A 13,315-nucleotide genomic window follows, 5' to 3' on the forward strand; every position below is an offset into this window, starting at 1 on the left:
GGATTCTTGGGAGCGGATGGAGCAGCAGCCGGCATATTCGAGATGCCGATCTGCTTCTCATCTTATTGAAAAACAAATAGTGTAATGGTAAGATAAAACTTAAAGTAATTCGGGCTTTGTATACGGATGGATCCTGTCCTTCTTGTCTAAAGGGCAGTTTTATAAGTGGTAAATCACGACATTACTGAAACAGCAATTAGAAGGAGTTTGAATAATTTGACTATAACGTTTCAAGATTTTAATTTAAGTTCTGATCTCATGAAAGCAATTAATCGTATGGGATTTGAAGAAGCAACACCGATTCAGGCACAAACGATACCGCTCGGACTTTCAAATAAAGACGTCATTGGACAAGCGCAAACAGGTACAGGTAAAACAGCTGCGTTTGGTATACCCCTTGTTGAAAAAATTAACCCCGAGTCTCCTAATATTCAAGCAATCGTAATCGCGCCAACCCGTGAATTAGCCATTCAAGTATCTGAAGAATTGTATAAAATCGGACAAGATAAACGTGCGAAGGTTCTTCCTATTTACGGCGGACAGGATATTGGACGGCAAATCCGGGCGTTAAAGAAGAATCCGAATATTATTGTCGGAACACCTGGACGTCTTCTTGACCACATCAACCGCCGCACCATTCGTTTAAACAATGTAAATACCGTTGTAATGGATGAAGCGGATGAAATGCTGAACATGGGATTCATTGACGATATTGAATCTATCCTTTCAAACGTGCCAAGCGAGCATCAGACACTTCTGTTCTCTGCCACAATGCCTGCGCCGATCAAACGCATTGCAGAGCGCTTTATGACTGAGCCGGAACACGTAAAAGTAAAAGCGAAAGAAATGACGGTTTCTAACATTCAGCAGTTCTATTTGGAAGTGCAAGAACGCAAAAAATTCGATACACTGACTCGCCTTCTTGACATTCAGTCTCCTGAGCTTGCGATCGTATTCGGACGTACAAAACGCCGTGTCGATGAGCTGGCAGAAGCCCTGAACCTTCGCGGATATGCAGCTGAAGGAATTCACGGTGACTTAACGCAGGCGAAACGTATGGTTGCGCTTCGTAAATTTAAAGAAGGCGCAATCGAAGTTCTAGTCGCAACTGATGTTGCCGCTCGCGGACTTGATATCTCAGGTGTTACACACGTATACAACTTCGACGTGCCTCAAGATCCTGAAAGCTACGTTCACCGTATCGGAAGAACGGGCCGTGCAGGAAAAACAGGTATGGCGATGACGTTCATTACACCGCGTGAGAAAAGCATGCTTCGCGCAATTGAACAAACAACAAAACGCAAAATGGACCGCATGAAGGAGCCTACACTTGATGAAGCGTTAGAAGGCCAGCAACAGGTTACTGTTGAACGTCTTCGCACAACAATCAGTGAAAACAACCTGAACTTCTACATGACAGCGGCAGCTGAGCTGCTTGAAGATCATGATGCAGTAACAGTGGTTGCGGCGGCTATCAAAATGGCTACTAAAGAGCCAGACGACACACCGGTTCGCTTAACAGACGAAGCGCCGATGGTCAGCAAACGCTACAAGAACCAGCGCTCTTCTAAACGCAGAGACGGTCAAGGCGGCGGCTACCGCGGCGGAAAAGGGAAAAGCAACAACCGTTCTTCCTATGACAAAAAGCGTTCAAACGATCGCCGTTCTTCAGGTGACAGACGCCAGAAAAAATCTTACTAATTTGATCGATCGAGAGCCCAAAACATGATGTTTTGGGCTTTTTTATGTTCGCGATTTGTTATTCAGCAAACTTTCAGCTGACGGAAGCCATTTTTCTCTGTATGCTTAAGAATGAAACCTTTCTGTAAAAGAGACGTATAAATAATGACGAAAAAAAGGGAGGTAGGTATTTTTGAGAGAGCAGCCAAAAAACCAAATCAGTCCAGACGGATTAAAGGTTTGGCGACTTCAAGAGATCATCATATCCGCTGTTTGCTTGCTTATTGTCATTGCAGTTGCAGTGTTAAGCTATTATTTTCATTGGCCGTACTGGATCAGCGGCGTGCTCGGCGCTGTTTGGCTGCTGGGATCGATTGTGACGGTCTTTATCATTCCGAAGGTCCGTCATAAGGTGTGGCGATATGAAGTCCATGAACATGAAATAGATATTCAGTCAGGTATTTTTGTGGTGACACGTGTGATTGTTCCGATGGTCAGAGTTCAGCACGTCGATACGTCACAAGGGCCATTATTAAAAAAATACAACCTGGCAACGGTGAAAATTTCCACGGCCGCGACCGTTCATTCGATCCCCGCTTTAGAGATGGAGGAAGCGGATCGGCTGAGAGACTCCATTTCCCGTCTGGCGAGGGTGACTGACGATGATGTCTGAACCGAAACGCCTGCACCCGGCGGCAGTCATTTTGAATTTATGCCATACCATTATTCAAACGATAAAAAATATCATTCTGCCATTCTTTTTTGTGTATATTGTCAATTCAAACCATACTGTCCGTTTTTACGGAGCCATTGCGCTCGGTGTGCTGTTCATCTGGCTTGTAGTGGCAAGCATTATCAAATGGAGAAGGTTCACCTATCGAATTGAAGATGATGAATTTAGAATCGAAGAAGGCTTATTTGTTAAAAAAAAGCGATACATATCGATTGATCGGATTCAAACGATGAATACGAGCGCAGGCCTTGTCCAGCAAATCTTTAAGCTTGTGAAGCTGCAAATTGAAACAGCAGGAGGAGGCAAAGAGGCAGAAGCCGTCCTTTCTGCTATTTCTGTTGAAGAAGCGGAACGCATCAAAGAAGCTGTCTTTAAGAAAAAAGCGCAAAGACGAGAAAATGAACTTGATGAAGAACGGCTTGAAGCTGAAGAGGAGTTGGATCCGTCCGTTGAGGTGCAAGAGCACTATCGCATGAACGCGAAAGAATTGCTCATGGCCGCTTCTACCTCCGGCGGAATCGGAGTCATTATCTCCGCTGTATTTGCACTTATTTCCCAGCTTGATGAAGTGCTGCCGATGGATTGGTTATTCGATAAATTTTCCTTCCTTCAGCACGCCAGCATCGGTATTTATGCGGTACTCATTTTTATCGGTTTATTTATCGCCTGGATTTTCAGCATCGCGGGCATGATGTTTAGATACGCGAACTTTCAAATCATAAAAAAAGAGCAGGAACTGGTGATTTCAAGGGGAATTATTGAAAAACATCAAGTCACGATTCCGCTGCGAAAAATACAAGCCATTAAAATCAAAGAAAATATCATTCGCCAGCTTTTCGGCTTTGTAACGGTGTCCATCGTCAGCGCAGGAGGCGGCGACCGGGAAAAAGAAGAAGGCGCTTTGACCATTCTCTTTCCAATGATTCATAAAAAAAAGCTTCCGCACATGCTCCGAACATTTACACCGGAATATACGCTGGAAGAAAACTGCCGCCGCCTGCCGCGGCGCACGTTGAAACGCTATTTGTTCCGTTCTGTCATTTTTTCACTCTTTTTGATCATCCCGTTATGTATCTTCTTTCAGCCATGGGGCTATCTGTCAGTGATCCTGCTGCCGATAGAATTGCTCTTCGGCTATCTCGCGTATAAAGAGGCTGCATGGACGATCAACGGGGACCGTCTTCAGCTGACGTCTAGATTTATAGGCAGAACAACCGCCATTGTACTGAAAAAACGAATGCAGGTCTGCAAGTTCAGCCAATCCTATTTCCAAAAGAAAGGCCGCTTGTATACCATTTCTACTTCGGTGAAATCATCGAGCCATATGGAAGAATTAACGGTGAGGGATGTAGGTGAAGAGGATGCAGCCTTCATTTTAAAGTGGTACTCATATGAAAAAGCGGACGGTTAATACCGCCGCTCCAGCGTGTCGGCAAACCCTCGCATTCGTTGTCAGGACTGCGCTTCGGTGCTCAATGCGAAGTGGATCAACGGCTAAATTCTCAGGCGTCCTGCCTAAACGCCGTCGTCATCACATCCTGTGAAAGTCCGCTCCTATGCTCGTCCTTCCTAGACTTCAAGGGTTTTCAATCACGCTGAAAAGATGACAAAATCCTAAAATGAAAACCATTTTAGGATTTTGTCAACAATCTGAAGCGGCGGTTAATACCGCCGCTCTTTTTTTTGCACGCATAAAAACGAAAGAAGAAACCCGCCGCATAGTCCAAACAAATGGGCCATCATGTTAATATTGGAGTTGATAAACGACATGAGAACGGCAAATGCGAGCAGTGTGATGATCATTTTGGAATGCTCCTGCCCAATTAACTCATTGCGAAAAAGAACCATAAACAGGTATACGCCAAATAGCCCGAAAATGGCGCCTGAAGCCCCGACATGCACGTAATCAAGCGGCTCTGTAACATAAGTGCCGATATTGCCGATGATGCCGGAGCCGGCGTATACAAGAAGGAAACGCGCTTTTCCCAGCATGCGTTCCAAAGCCGGGGCAAATAAAAAGATGGACATGGAATTAAACAGCAGATGTGTGAAACCGGCGTGCAGCAAAATCGGTGTGATAAGCCGCCACCATTCACCGTTTGCGACACCTAGATTATAGCCTGTGACGGTATCCCTCCATAACACGACTGAATGGGCAGGAAGTGAAAAAAACAGCCAGAGAACAGCTTGCAAAGCCAATATAAAGGTGACAACGGGGTAAAGCCTGATAAATGTTTGAAAATTTTCAGTCCGTATAAACATTCCGAGCCCCTTTTCTTCATTTTGGTATATCTATAGTAACACGTTTATGAGACAAACCATTTAAATAGTACGTACGCAAAGGAGGTTATCATACATGATTTACGGCATTGGGCTGGACATTACCGAGCTTAAACGGATCGCCTCTATGGCTGGGCGCCAGAAAAGGTTTGCCGAGCGGATTTTGACGCGAAGCGAGCTTGACCAATACTATGAGCTTTCAGAGAAAAGAAAAAACGAATTTCTCGCGGGCAGATTCGCGGCAAAAGAAGCGTTCTCGAAAGCATTTGGCACCGGCATTGGGAGGCAGCTCAGCTTTCAGGACATTGAAATTAGGAAAGACCAAAATGGCAAGCCCTATATCATTTGCACGAAACTGAGCCAGGCTGCCGTTCACGTATCAATCACTCATACAAAAGAATACGCTGCCGCGCAGGTTGTGATTGAAAGGTTGTCAAGCTAGTCTGCATATTAGGGAAACCCCACTCATATATTTGATAGTGCATTAAGGGAGACAAGTTGTTTGAGGCTTTTATGGTACGCATCTGTTCTGCCTAAACGTGTACCGAGCGTACCGTTAAAGTCAAACAAGCGATTTCTTCCTTTTACATCAATTGAGAAAAAGGGGTTGAAAAAGGTGAGAAAAAGCTTTGTTTTGCTTTTAACGGGACTGCTTGCTGTTCTTATTCTTTCTGCCTGCGGGCAAAAAACACAGCAAGATATTGTGGCCGGGTTAGATGAAAAGGCGAAAGAATACACCTCGTACAAAGCAAAAGCGAAAATGACCATCGAGACAGGGAGTGAGCCTCAAGTATACAATGTGGAAATCTGGCACAAAAAGCCGTCTCTGTACAGGGTTTATTTAGAAAATCCGAAAAAGGACCAAAACCAAGTCATTTTACGAAATGAAAACGGAGTATTCGTTCTCACGCCGTCTTTAAATAAGAGCTTCAGATTTCAAAGCGATTGGCCGAACAACAGCAGCCAGGTTTATCTGTTTGAATCGCTCGTAAAGGATGTTCAAAACGATTCGGATGCAGTTTTCACAGCGAAAGAAAAGAAATACGTATTTGAAACAAAAACAAATTATCAGCATAACAAAATGCTGCCTACGCAAGAAATCACATTTAACAAAAAAGATATGAGCCCGTCATCTGTCAAAGTGATGGATACTGACCGGAAAGTAATGGTCAAAGTAGAATTCAGCAGCTTTGAATTTAATAAACAATTTGATAAAGAATCATTTGATGAAAAGAAAAATATGACCCTTTCTCAAATGGATGTCGCCACAAGCGCGAAGCCTTCCGATACATTTGCGGTCAAAACGCCGCTGGAACTGCCGCTTGGCGTCAAGCTGCTTGAAGAAAAAGATATATCTACTGAAGACGGGAAGCGCATCATCATGACGTACGGAGGAGAAAAATCATTTACGTTAATTCAGGAAAAAGCCCAGATTGCCAAGGCTTCCTCCTCCGTTACGCTGAACGGCGAACCGGTAAATCTCGGCTACACCATCGGCGCCCTGTCGGATGCATCATTATCATGGACATATGACGGCGTAGATTACCTTCTCTCTTCTAAAGATCTTTCTAAAGAGGAAATGGTGACAGTAGCAAAAAGCATGCAGGGACAATCATCGAAATAACAACAAAGGCCAAACATGATTTGGCCTTTTTTTCGTTAGACATCGTTTCCCTTTAGCCTTTAATTTTAGTATGATATGTAAATGATATTGAATAAAAGCTAGGAAGTGTCGTAATGAGCACAAAACCTTTTTACAGAGATACGTGGGCGGAAATTGACTTGTCCGCGATAAAGGAAAATGTCAGCAATATGAAAAAACATATCGGTGAACATGTCCACCTGATGGCAGTTGTGAAAGCAAACGCCTACGGGCATGGTGATGCAGAAACAGCAAAGGCTGCTCTTGACGCAGGTGCTTCATGCTTGGCGGTGGCCATTTTGGATGAAGCGATTTCACTGCGCAAAAAGGGCTTGAAGGCACCTATATTGGTGCTTGGCGCGGTTCCCCCGGAGTATGTGGCAATCGCTGCCGAGTATGACGTGACCTTAACGGGTTATTCTGTTGAATGGCTTCAGGAGGCAGCCCGCCACACGAAAAAAGGTTCTCTTCATTTTCATCTGAAGGTCGATACGGGGATGAACAGGCTTGGTGTAAAAACAGAGGAAGAAGTTCAGAACGTGATGGCCATTCTTGACCGCAACCCTCGTTTAAAGTGCAAAGGGGTATTTACCCATTTTGCGACAGCGGATGAAAAAGAAAGAGGCTATTTCTTAATGCAGTTTGAGCGTTTTAAAGAGCTGATTGCTCCGCTGCCGTTAAAGAATCTGATGGTCCACTGCGCGAACAGCGCCGCCGGACTCCGGCTGAAAAAAGGCTTTTTTAATGCAGTCAGATTCGGCATCGGCATGTATGGCCTTCGCCCGTCTGCTGACATTTCGGACGAGATACCGTTTCAGCTGCGTCCGGCATTTACCCTGCATTCGACGCTGTCACATGTCAAACTGATCAGAAAAGGCGAGAGCGTCAGCTACGGAGCCGAGTACACAGCAGAAAAAGACACATGGATCGGGACGGTGCCTGTAGGCTATGCGGACGGCTGGCTCCGACAATTGAAAGGGACTGACATCCTTGTGAAGGGAAAACGCTTGAAAATTGCCGGCAGAATTTGCATGGACCAATTTATGGTGGAGCTGGATCAGGAATATCCGCCGGGCACAAAAGTCACATTAATAGGCCGGCAGGGGGATGAATATATTTCCATGGATGAGATTGCAGGAAGGCTCGAAACCATTAACTATGAGGTGGCCTGTACAATAAGTTCCCGTGTTCCCCGTATGTTTTTGGAAAATGGGAGTATAATGGAAGTAAGAAATCCTTTATTGCAGGTAAATACAAGCAATTAACTTACCTAAATGGAGAATTCATAAAACAGCTTTGCTTGAAGAGTGAATAATGGTATCATTATCACTGGATGGATAAAAGAGTCGTATCCGTAAGTTTGGTGGAGGTGTATGTTTTTTGTCTGAATCCAGCGCAAGAACCGAAATGAAAATCAGCTTGCCCGAAAACCTAGTAGCTGAATTGGATGGTGTAGCGATGCGGGAGAAACGAAGCAGAAACGAACTGATATCACAAGCAGTGAGAGCGTATGTCAGCGAACGAACAACTCGTCACAACCGTGATTTGATGAGACGCGGCTATATGGAAATGGCGAAAATCAACCTGAATATTTCTTCTGAGGCTCACTTTGCGGAGTGCGAGGCTGAAACGACAGTTGAGCGCTTAGTCAGCGGAGGATAATCATTTGATTGTGAAACGCGGCGATGTTTATTTTGCTGATTTATCTCCTGTTGTTGGCTCAGAGCAAGGCGGGGTGCGCCCGGTTTTAGTGATCCAAAATGACATCGGAAATCGCTTCAGCCCAACTGCTATTGTTGCAGCCATAACAGCACAAATACAGAAAGCGAAATTACCAACCCACGTCGAAATCGATGCAAAACGCTACGGTTTTGAAAGAGATTCCGTTATTTTGCTGGAGCAAATTCGGACGATTGACAAGCAAAGGTTAACGGATAAGATTACTCATCTGGATGATGAAATGATGGATAAGGTTGATGAAGCCTTACAAATCAGTTTGGCACTCATTGATTTTTAGACATATTTGCAGGTTGCTCAAATAGAGCAACTTTTTTTGTTTTCAAAAAACATAAACGATATAATAGTGAAATAACGAAAAAATATGTTGTTTTTTATTGGGAGGTAAGCGAATTTGATGTCGAATCAGACTGTATACCAGTTCATTGCCGAAAATCAAAATGAACTGCTCCAACTGTGGACTGACACACTAAAAGAATTAAGCGAGCAAGAATCCTATCAGCTGACTGACCAAGTGTATGAAAATATATCTAAAGAATATATCGACATTCTGCTGCTGTCTGTTAAGGACGAAAACGCTGCTGAAAGCCAAATCAGCGAACTGGCGCTTCGAGCGGTCCAAATCGGACTGTCTATGAAGTTTTTGGCTACTGCACTTGCTGAATTCTGGAAGCGTCTCTACACGAAAATGAATGATAAGAGATTGCCAGATCAAGAGAGCACGGAATTAATCTGGCAGATTGACCGCTTTTTCAGCCCGATTAACACAGAAATTTTTAATCAATACTCAATCTCATGGGAAAAAACAGTATCCCTGCAAAAAATCGCGCTGCAAGAGCTGTCTGCGCCGCTTATCCCGGTGTTTGAAAATATCACTGTGATGCCTCTTGTCGGAACAATTGATACTGAACGCGCGAAACGAATTATGGAAAATCTTCTTAATGGCGTTGTCAAACACCGTTCCCAAGTCGTGCTGATTGACATTACAGGTGTCCCTGTCGTCGATACGATGGTTGCCCATCATATTATTCAGGCATCAGAAGCAGTAAGGCTTGTCGGAGCAAAATGCCTGCTGGCCGGAATCCGCCCGGAAATTGCTCAAACCATCGTCAATTTGGGGATTGATTTATCCCAAGTTATAACTAAGAATACCCTGCAAAAAGGAATTCAAACAGCATTGGAAATGACGGATCGAAAAATCGTTTCATTGGGGGAATAACATTTTGAGACATCCGAAAATCCCGATCTTGAAACTGTATAATTGCTTATTAGTGTCCATTCAGTGGGAACTTGATGACCAAACAGCATTAACCTTTCAAGAAGACTTATTAAATAAAATATACGAAACAGGTGCTAACGGAGTCGTCATTGACCTGACATCTGTGGATATGATTGATTCATTTATCGCGAAAGTGCTGGGCGACGTCATTACAATGTCTAAGTTAATGGGGGCTAAAGTCGTCTTGACCGGCATTCAGCCTGCTGTGGCAGTGACGCTGATTGAACTTGGAATCGCACTTGAGGAAATCGAAACTGCGCTCGACTTAGAGCAGGGGCTTGAGACATTGAAGCGGGAATTGGGGGAATAGCGAATGAACGACCAATCCTGTGTAAGAATCATGACAGAATGGGATATTGTGGCCGCCAGACAGCTGGGACGAAACGTTGCGAAAGAACTGGGTTTCGGCACGGTAGACCAGGCTAGAATTACAACGGCTATTTCAGAATTAGCCAGGAATATTTATTTATATGCCGGCAAAGGGCAGATTGGAATTGAACAGGTCGCAGACAGAGGAAAAAAAGGCCTGAAAATTATAGCGGAAGACCAAGGGCCGGGAATTCCTGATATCCGAAAAGTCATGGAAGACGGGTTTTCAACGTCTGGAGGACTTGGTGCGGGACTTCCCGGGGTCAAAAGGCTGATGGATGAATTCAGCTTAAATTCCGTAGCGGGGGAAGGAACAGAGATACAAGCCATCAAATGGCTTCGGTAGGAGGTAAGAACGTGGATTTTAGGGAGGTTATTGAGCAGCGGTATCATCAGCTGCTTAGCCGATATATAGCCGAATTAACAGAAACATCTTTATATCAAGCCCAAAAATTCAGCCGAAAAACAATCGAGCACCAAATTCCTCCGGAAGAAATCATCAGCATTCACAGAAAAGTGCTGAAGGAGCTGTATCCAAGTCTCCCGGAAGATGTGTTTCATTCGCTGGATTTTTTAATAGAAGTCATGATTGGTTATGGAATGGCTTATCAGGAGCATCAAACCCTTAGAGGGATACAGCAGGAAATCAAATCAGAAATTGAAATCGCGGCAAATGTCCAGCAGACGCTGCTCGGAACTAAAGTTCCTCAGGAGGAAGCGCTGGATATCGGCGCCATCAGTGTTCCCGCTAAACAGATGAGCGGTGATTACTACCACTTCGTCAAAGACAAGGAATCCATCAATATCGCAATCGCGGACGTGATCGGAAAAGGCATTCCAGCGGCTTTATGCATGTCCATGATTAAATACGCGATGGACTCTTTGCCGGAAACGGGCATACACCCTTCTCAAGTGCTGAAAAATTTGAATCGTGTTGTTGAACAAAACGTTGATGCCAGTATGTTTATTACGATGTTTTATGCGAATTACAATATGGACAATCATCAATTTACATATGCTTCAGCGGGACATGAACCGGGATTCTATTATTCTCAAAAGGACAACACGTTTTACGATTTAGAGGCCAAAGGACTCGTTCTCGGCATCTCGCAGGACTATGACTACAAACAATTCGATCAGCATCTGGAAACGGGCGATATGATTGTTTTATTTTCTGATGGCGTCACAGAATGCAGAACGGAAAACGGTTTCTTGGAGCGTCCTGATCTGCAGAAACTCATTGAGGAACATATGTGTTCCTCCGCGCAGGAAATGGTCAAAAACATTTATGACAGCCTCCTCAAATTGCAGGATTTTCAGCTTCACGATGATTTTACGTTAATTGTTTTGCGGAGAAAGGTTTAACGTCTGCCAGACGAGGGTATAAAGCAACTAGTGATTAGTGATTTGAAGGAAAATTTGAGGTGATACGAATGAATATAAATGTTGATGTGAAGCAAAACGAGAATGATATACAAGTAAACATTGCAGGAGAAATTGATGTATACTCAGCCCCGGTGCTTAGAGAGAAGCTCGTTCCTCTGGCAGAACAAGGAGCTGACTTAAGAATTTGCCTGAAAGATGTCAGCTACATGGACAGTACCGGATTGGGCGTTTTTGTAGGGACCTTTAAAATGGTGAAAAAACAAGGCGGGTCGCTGAAACTTGAAAATCTTTCTGACCGGCTGATCCGACTGTTTGACATTACAGGCTTGAAGGACATCATTGATATTTCTGCAAAGTCAGAAGGTGGAGTGCAATGAAGAATAATGTTGATTACATCGAAATGAAAGTGCCGGCCCAACCTGAATATGTTGGAATTATAAGACTGACGCTATCAGGGGTCGCAAGCAGAATGGGCTATACGTACGATGAAATTGAAGATTTGAAAATCGCAGTCAGTGAAGCGTGCACAAATGCGGTTCAGCACGCTTACAAAGAAGATAAAACTGGGGAAGTGTCAATACGATTCGGTGTGTTTGAAGACCGTTTAGAGATTATTGTGGCGGATGAAGGAGACAGCTTTGACTTTGATCAAAAGCAGCAGGATCTAGGGCCGTACACACCTTCGCACACAGTTGATCAATTATCAGAAGGAGGGCTCGGTCTATATTTAATGGAAACGCTCATGGATGAAGTCAGAGTGCAAAACCACTCCGGCGTCACCGTAGCGATGACAAAGTATTTAAATGGGGAGCGAGTTGATCATGACACAACCATCAAAAACTACGAAACTAACTAAAGATGAAGTCGATCGGCTCATAAGCGATTACCAAACAAAGCAAGATGAACAAGCGCAGGAAACGCTTGTGCGGGTGTATACAAATCTGGTTGACATGCTTGCGAAAAAATACTCAAAAGGAAAAAGCTTCCACGAGGATCTCCGCCAGGTCGGCATGATCGGGCTGCTAGGCGCGATTAAGCGATACGATCCTGTTGTCGGCAAATCGTTTGAAGCTTTTGCAATTCCGACAATCATCGGTGAAATTAAACGTTTCCTCAGAGATAAAACATGGAGCGTTCATGTGCCGAGACGAATTAAAGAACTGGGTCCAAGAATCAAAATGGCGGTTGATCAGCTGACCACTGAAACACAAAGATCGCCGAAAGTAGAAGAGATTGCCGAATTCCTCGATGTTTCTGAAGAAGAGGTTCTTGAAACGATGGAAATGGGCAAAAGCTACCAAGCCTTATCCGTTGACCACAGCATTGAAGCGGATTCGGACGGAAGCACCGTCACGATTCTTGATATCGTCGGATCACAGGAGGACGGATATGAGCGGGTCAACCAGCAATTGATGCTGCAAAGCGTGCTTCATGTCCTTTCAGATCGTGAAAAACAAATCATAGACCTTACGTATATTCAAAACAAAAGCCAAAAAGAAACTGGGGACATTCTCGGTATATCTCAAATGCACGTCTCGCGCTTGCAGCGCAAAGCTGTAAAGAAGCTCAGAGAGGCCTTGATTGAAGATCCCTCGATGGAGTTAATGTAATGATCCAGGTTGAAGAAAACGAGCATATTCAAACTCTAGTATATCAACTGAATAAAGAAGGGAAATCGATTTGCGGTGACAGCTTTTTTATGAAAGCTGATGATAAGGAGTTAATTTGCGCGGTTGCTGACGGACTGGGAAGCGGATCACTTGCTAACGAATCCTCTGCAGCCATCAAAGACTTAGTGGAAAACTATGCGAGTGAAGACGTAGAAACAATTATCGAACGCTGTAATCAGGCGATGAAAAACAAAAGAGGCGCTACAGCATCTATCCTGAAAATCAATTTTGAGCAAAGGCAGTTTACGTACTGCTCTGTCGGAAATGTACGGTTTATTCTGCATTCCCCGTCTGGTGAAAGCTTTTATCCTCTGCCGATTTCGGGCTATTTATCAGGCAAGCCGCAAAAATACAAAACGCACACCGCCACCTATGAAAAGGGTTCAAAGTTCATTATACATACAGATGGACTCAACGTACCTGATATCCGCTCCCATTTAAAAAAAGGCCAATCGGTAGAAGAAATATCGAATTCGCTGAAAATGTATACGACATCGAGAAAAGATGACCTGACCTATATTCTCGGACAGCTGTCCTAG

17 protein-coding genes are annotated in these 13,315 nt (G+C 44.1%); 16 read left to right on the top strand and 1 reads right to left on the bottom strand.

The window, feature by feature from the left end:
* The first annotated feature begins 216 nt into the window (after positions 1–216).
* The 3 genes from cshA (at position 217) to NYE20_RS02595 (ending at position 3,824) form a co-directional block, all read left to right on the top strand.
* Entirely contained in the window at positions 217–1,701 is a 1,485-nt protein-coding gene (gene cshA / locus NYE20_RS02585) for an ATP-dependent RNA helicase CshA (protein ID WP_003246685.1), read from the top strand.
* A 172-nt stretch (positions 1,702–1,873) separates the two neighbouring features.
* A complete protein-coding gene (locus NYE20_RS02590) occupies positions 1,874–2,353 on the top strand; it encodes a PH domain-containing protein (RefSeq protein WP_003234318.1) in 480 nt (159 codons plus the stop codon).
* Positions 2,343–3,824 carry a PH domain-containing protein gene (locus NYE20_RS02595; RefSeq protein ID WP_339184419.1) on the top strand — a complete coding sequence of 494 codons (1,482 nt, stop codon included), beginning with the start codon at positions 2,343–2,345 and terminating at the stop codon, positions 3,822–3,824. Before NYE20_RS02590 ends, NYE20_RS02595 begins: the two co-directional genes overlap by 11 nt.
* Before the next feature lie 251 nt (positions 3,825–4,075).
* On the opposite strand, the gene NYE20_RS02600 is transcribed toward NYE20_RS02595, so the two are convergent.
* The gene (locus NYE20_RS02600; RefSeq protein WP_003246687.1) at positions 4,076–4,675 is read right to left on the bottom strand and encodes a rhomboid family intramembrane serine protease; all 600 of its coding nucleotides are present in this window, start codon (positions 4,673–4,675) and stop codon (positions 4,076–4,078) included.
* Positions 4,676–4,769: 94 nt separating this feature from the next.
* Here NYE20_RS02600 and acpS point away from each other — a divergent pair, with 94 nt between their 5' ends.
* The 13 genes from acpS to rsbX all read left to right on the top strand — a co-directional run bounded on the left by acpS (position 4,770) and on the right by rsbX (position 13,315).
* Positions 4,770–5,135, top strand: a complete 366-nt coding sequence (gene acpS / locus NYE20_RS02605) for a holo-ACP synthase (RefSeq protein WP_003234281.1) — start codon at positions 4,770–4,772, stop codon at positions 5,133–5,135.
* A gap of 165 nt (positions 5,136–5,300) precedes the next feature.
* Positions 5,301–6,317 carry an outer membrane lipoprotein carrier protein LolA gene (locus tag NYE20_RS02610; protein ID WP_003234282.1) on the top strand — a complete coding sequence of 339 codons (1,017 nt, stop codon included), beginning with the start codon at positions 5,301–5,303 and terminating at the stop codon, positions 6,315–6,317.
* Between the two features lie 113 nt (positions 6,318–6,430).
* A complete protein-coding gene (gene alr, locus NYE20_RS02615) occupies positions 6,431–7,600 on the top strand; it encodes an alanine racemase (RefSeq protein WP_017697002.1) in 1,170 nt (389 codons plus the stop codon).
* A 115-nt stretch (positions 7,601–7,715) separates the two neighbouring features.
* Complete coding sequence (endB, locus tag NYE20_RS02620) at positions 7,716–7,997, top strand: type II toxin-antitoxin system antitoxin EndoAI (protein WP_003225183.1); 282 nt, start codon at positions 7,716–7,718, stop codon at positions 7,995–7,997.
* A gap of 4 nt (positions 7,998–8,001) precedes the next feature.
* Positions 8,002–8,352: a type II toxin-antitoxin system endoribonuclease NdoA gene (gene ndoA, locus NYE20_RS02625; protein ID WP_003156187.1), complete on the top strand. Its 351-nt coding sequence runs from the start codon at positions 8,002–8,004 to the stop codon at positions 8,350–8,352.
* 114 nt (positions 8,353–8,466) lie between these two features.
* Positions 8,467–9,291: an RsbT co-antagonist protein RsbRA gene (gene rsbRA / locus NYE20_RS02630; RefSeq protein WP_009966610.1), complete on the top strand. Its 825-nt coding sequence runs from the start codon at positions 8,467–8,469 to the stop codon at positions 9,289–9,291.
* A gap of 4 nt (positions 9,292–9,295) precedes the next feature.
* Positions 9,296–9,661 (top strand): RsbT antagonist protein RsbS, encoded by a 366-nt coding sequence (gene rsbS, locus NYE20_RS02635; protein ID WP_003225190.1) that lies wholly within the window; start codon positions 9,296–9,298, stop codon positions 9,659–9,661.
* A gap of 3 nt (positions 9,662–9,664) precedes the next feature.
* A complete protein-coding gene (gene rsbT, locus NYE20_RS02640) occupies positions 9,665–10,066 on the top strand; it encodes a serine/threonine-protein kinase RsbT (protein WP_003246640.1) in 402 nt (133 codons plus the stop codon).
* An 11-nt stretch (positions 10,067–10,077) separates the two neighbouring features.
* A complete protein-coding gene (rsbU, locus tag NYE20_RS02645; RefSeq protein WP_134991884.1) occupies positions 10,078–11,085 on the top strand; it encodes a phosphoserine phosphatase RsbU in 1,008 nt (335 codons plus the stop codon).
* A 68-nt stretch (positions 11,086–11,153) separates the two neighbouring features.
* Complete coding sequence (rsbV, locus tag NYE20_RS02650; protein WP_014475877.1) at positions 11,154–11,483, top strand: anti-sigma factor antagonist RsbV; 330 nt, start codon at positions 11,154–11,156, stop codon at positions 11,481–11,483.
* Complete coding sequence (gene rsbW / locus NYE20_RS02655; protein WP_021481702.1) at positions 11,480–11,962, top strand: anti-sigma B factor RsbW; 483 nt, start codon at positions 11,480–11,482, stop codon at positions 11,960–11,962. Before rsbV ends, rsbW begins: the two co-directional genes overlap by 4 nt.
* Entirely contained in the window at positions 11,928–12,716 is a 789-nt protein-coding gene (gene sigB / locus NYE20_RS02660; protein ID WP_003246715.1) for an RNA polymerase sigma factor SigB, read from the top strand. Before rsbW ends, sigB begins: the two co-directional genes overlap by 35 nt.
* Complete coding sequence (gene rsbX, locus NYE20_RS02665) at positions 12,716–13,315, top strand: phosphoserine phosphatase RsbX (RefSeq protein WP_021481701.1); 600 nt, start codon at positions 12,716–12,718, stop codon at positions 13,313–13,315. Before sigB ends, rsbX begins: the two co-directional genes overlap by 1 nt.

It is taken from the genome of Bacillus sp. FSL R5-0416, from assembly GCF_037975425.1.
Classification (GTDB): domain Bacteria; phylum Bacillota; class Bacilli; order Bacillales; family Bacillaceae; genus Bacillus; species Bacillus subtilis.

Bases quoted from the DNA above. Each gene is read 5' to 3' on its own strand.
- NYE20_RS02595 (WP_339184419.1), top strand. From the start codon at position 2,343: ATGATGTCTGAACCGAAACGCCTGCACCCGGCGGCAGTCATTTTGAAT.
- rsbT (WP_003246640.1), top strand. From the start codon at position 9,665: ATGAACGACCAATCCTGTGTAAGAATCATGACAGAATGGGATATTGTG.
- rsbV (WP_014475877.1), top strand. From the start codon at position 11,154: ATGAATATAAATGTTGATGTGAAGCAAAACGAGAATGATATACAAGTA.
- sigB (WP_003246715.1), top strand. From the start codon at position 11,928: ATGACACAACCATCAAAAACTACGAAACTAACTAAAGATGAAGTCGAT.
- acpS (WP_003234281.1), top strand. From the start codon at position 4,770: ATGATTTACGGCATTGGGCTGGACATTACCGAGCTTAAACGGATCGCC.
- NYE20_RS02600 (WP_003246687.1), bottom strand. From the start codon at position 4,675: ATGTTTATACGGACTGAAAATTTTCAAACATTTATCAGGCTTTACCCC.
- rsbX (WP_021481701.1), top strand. From the start codon at position 12,716: ATGATCCAGGTTGAAGAAAACGAGCATATTCAAACTCTAGTATATCAA.
- alr (WP_017697002.1), top strand. From the start codon at position 6,431: ATGAGCACAAAACCTTTTTACAGAGATACGTGGGCGGAAATTGACTTG.
- rsbW (WP_021481702.1), top strand. From the start codon at position 11,480: ATGAAGAATAATGTTGATTACATCGAAATGAAAGTGCCGGCCCAACCT.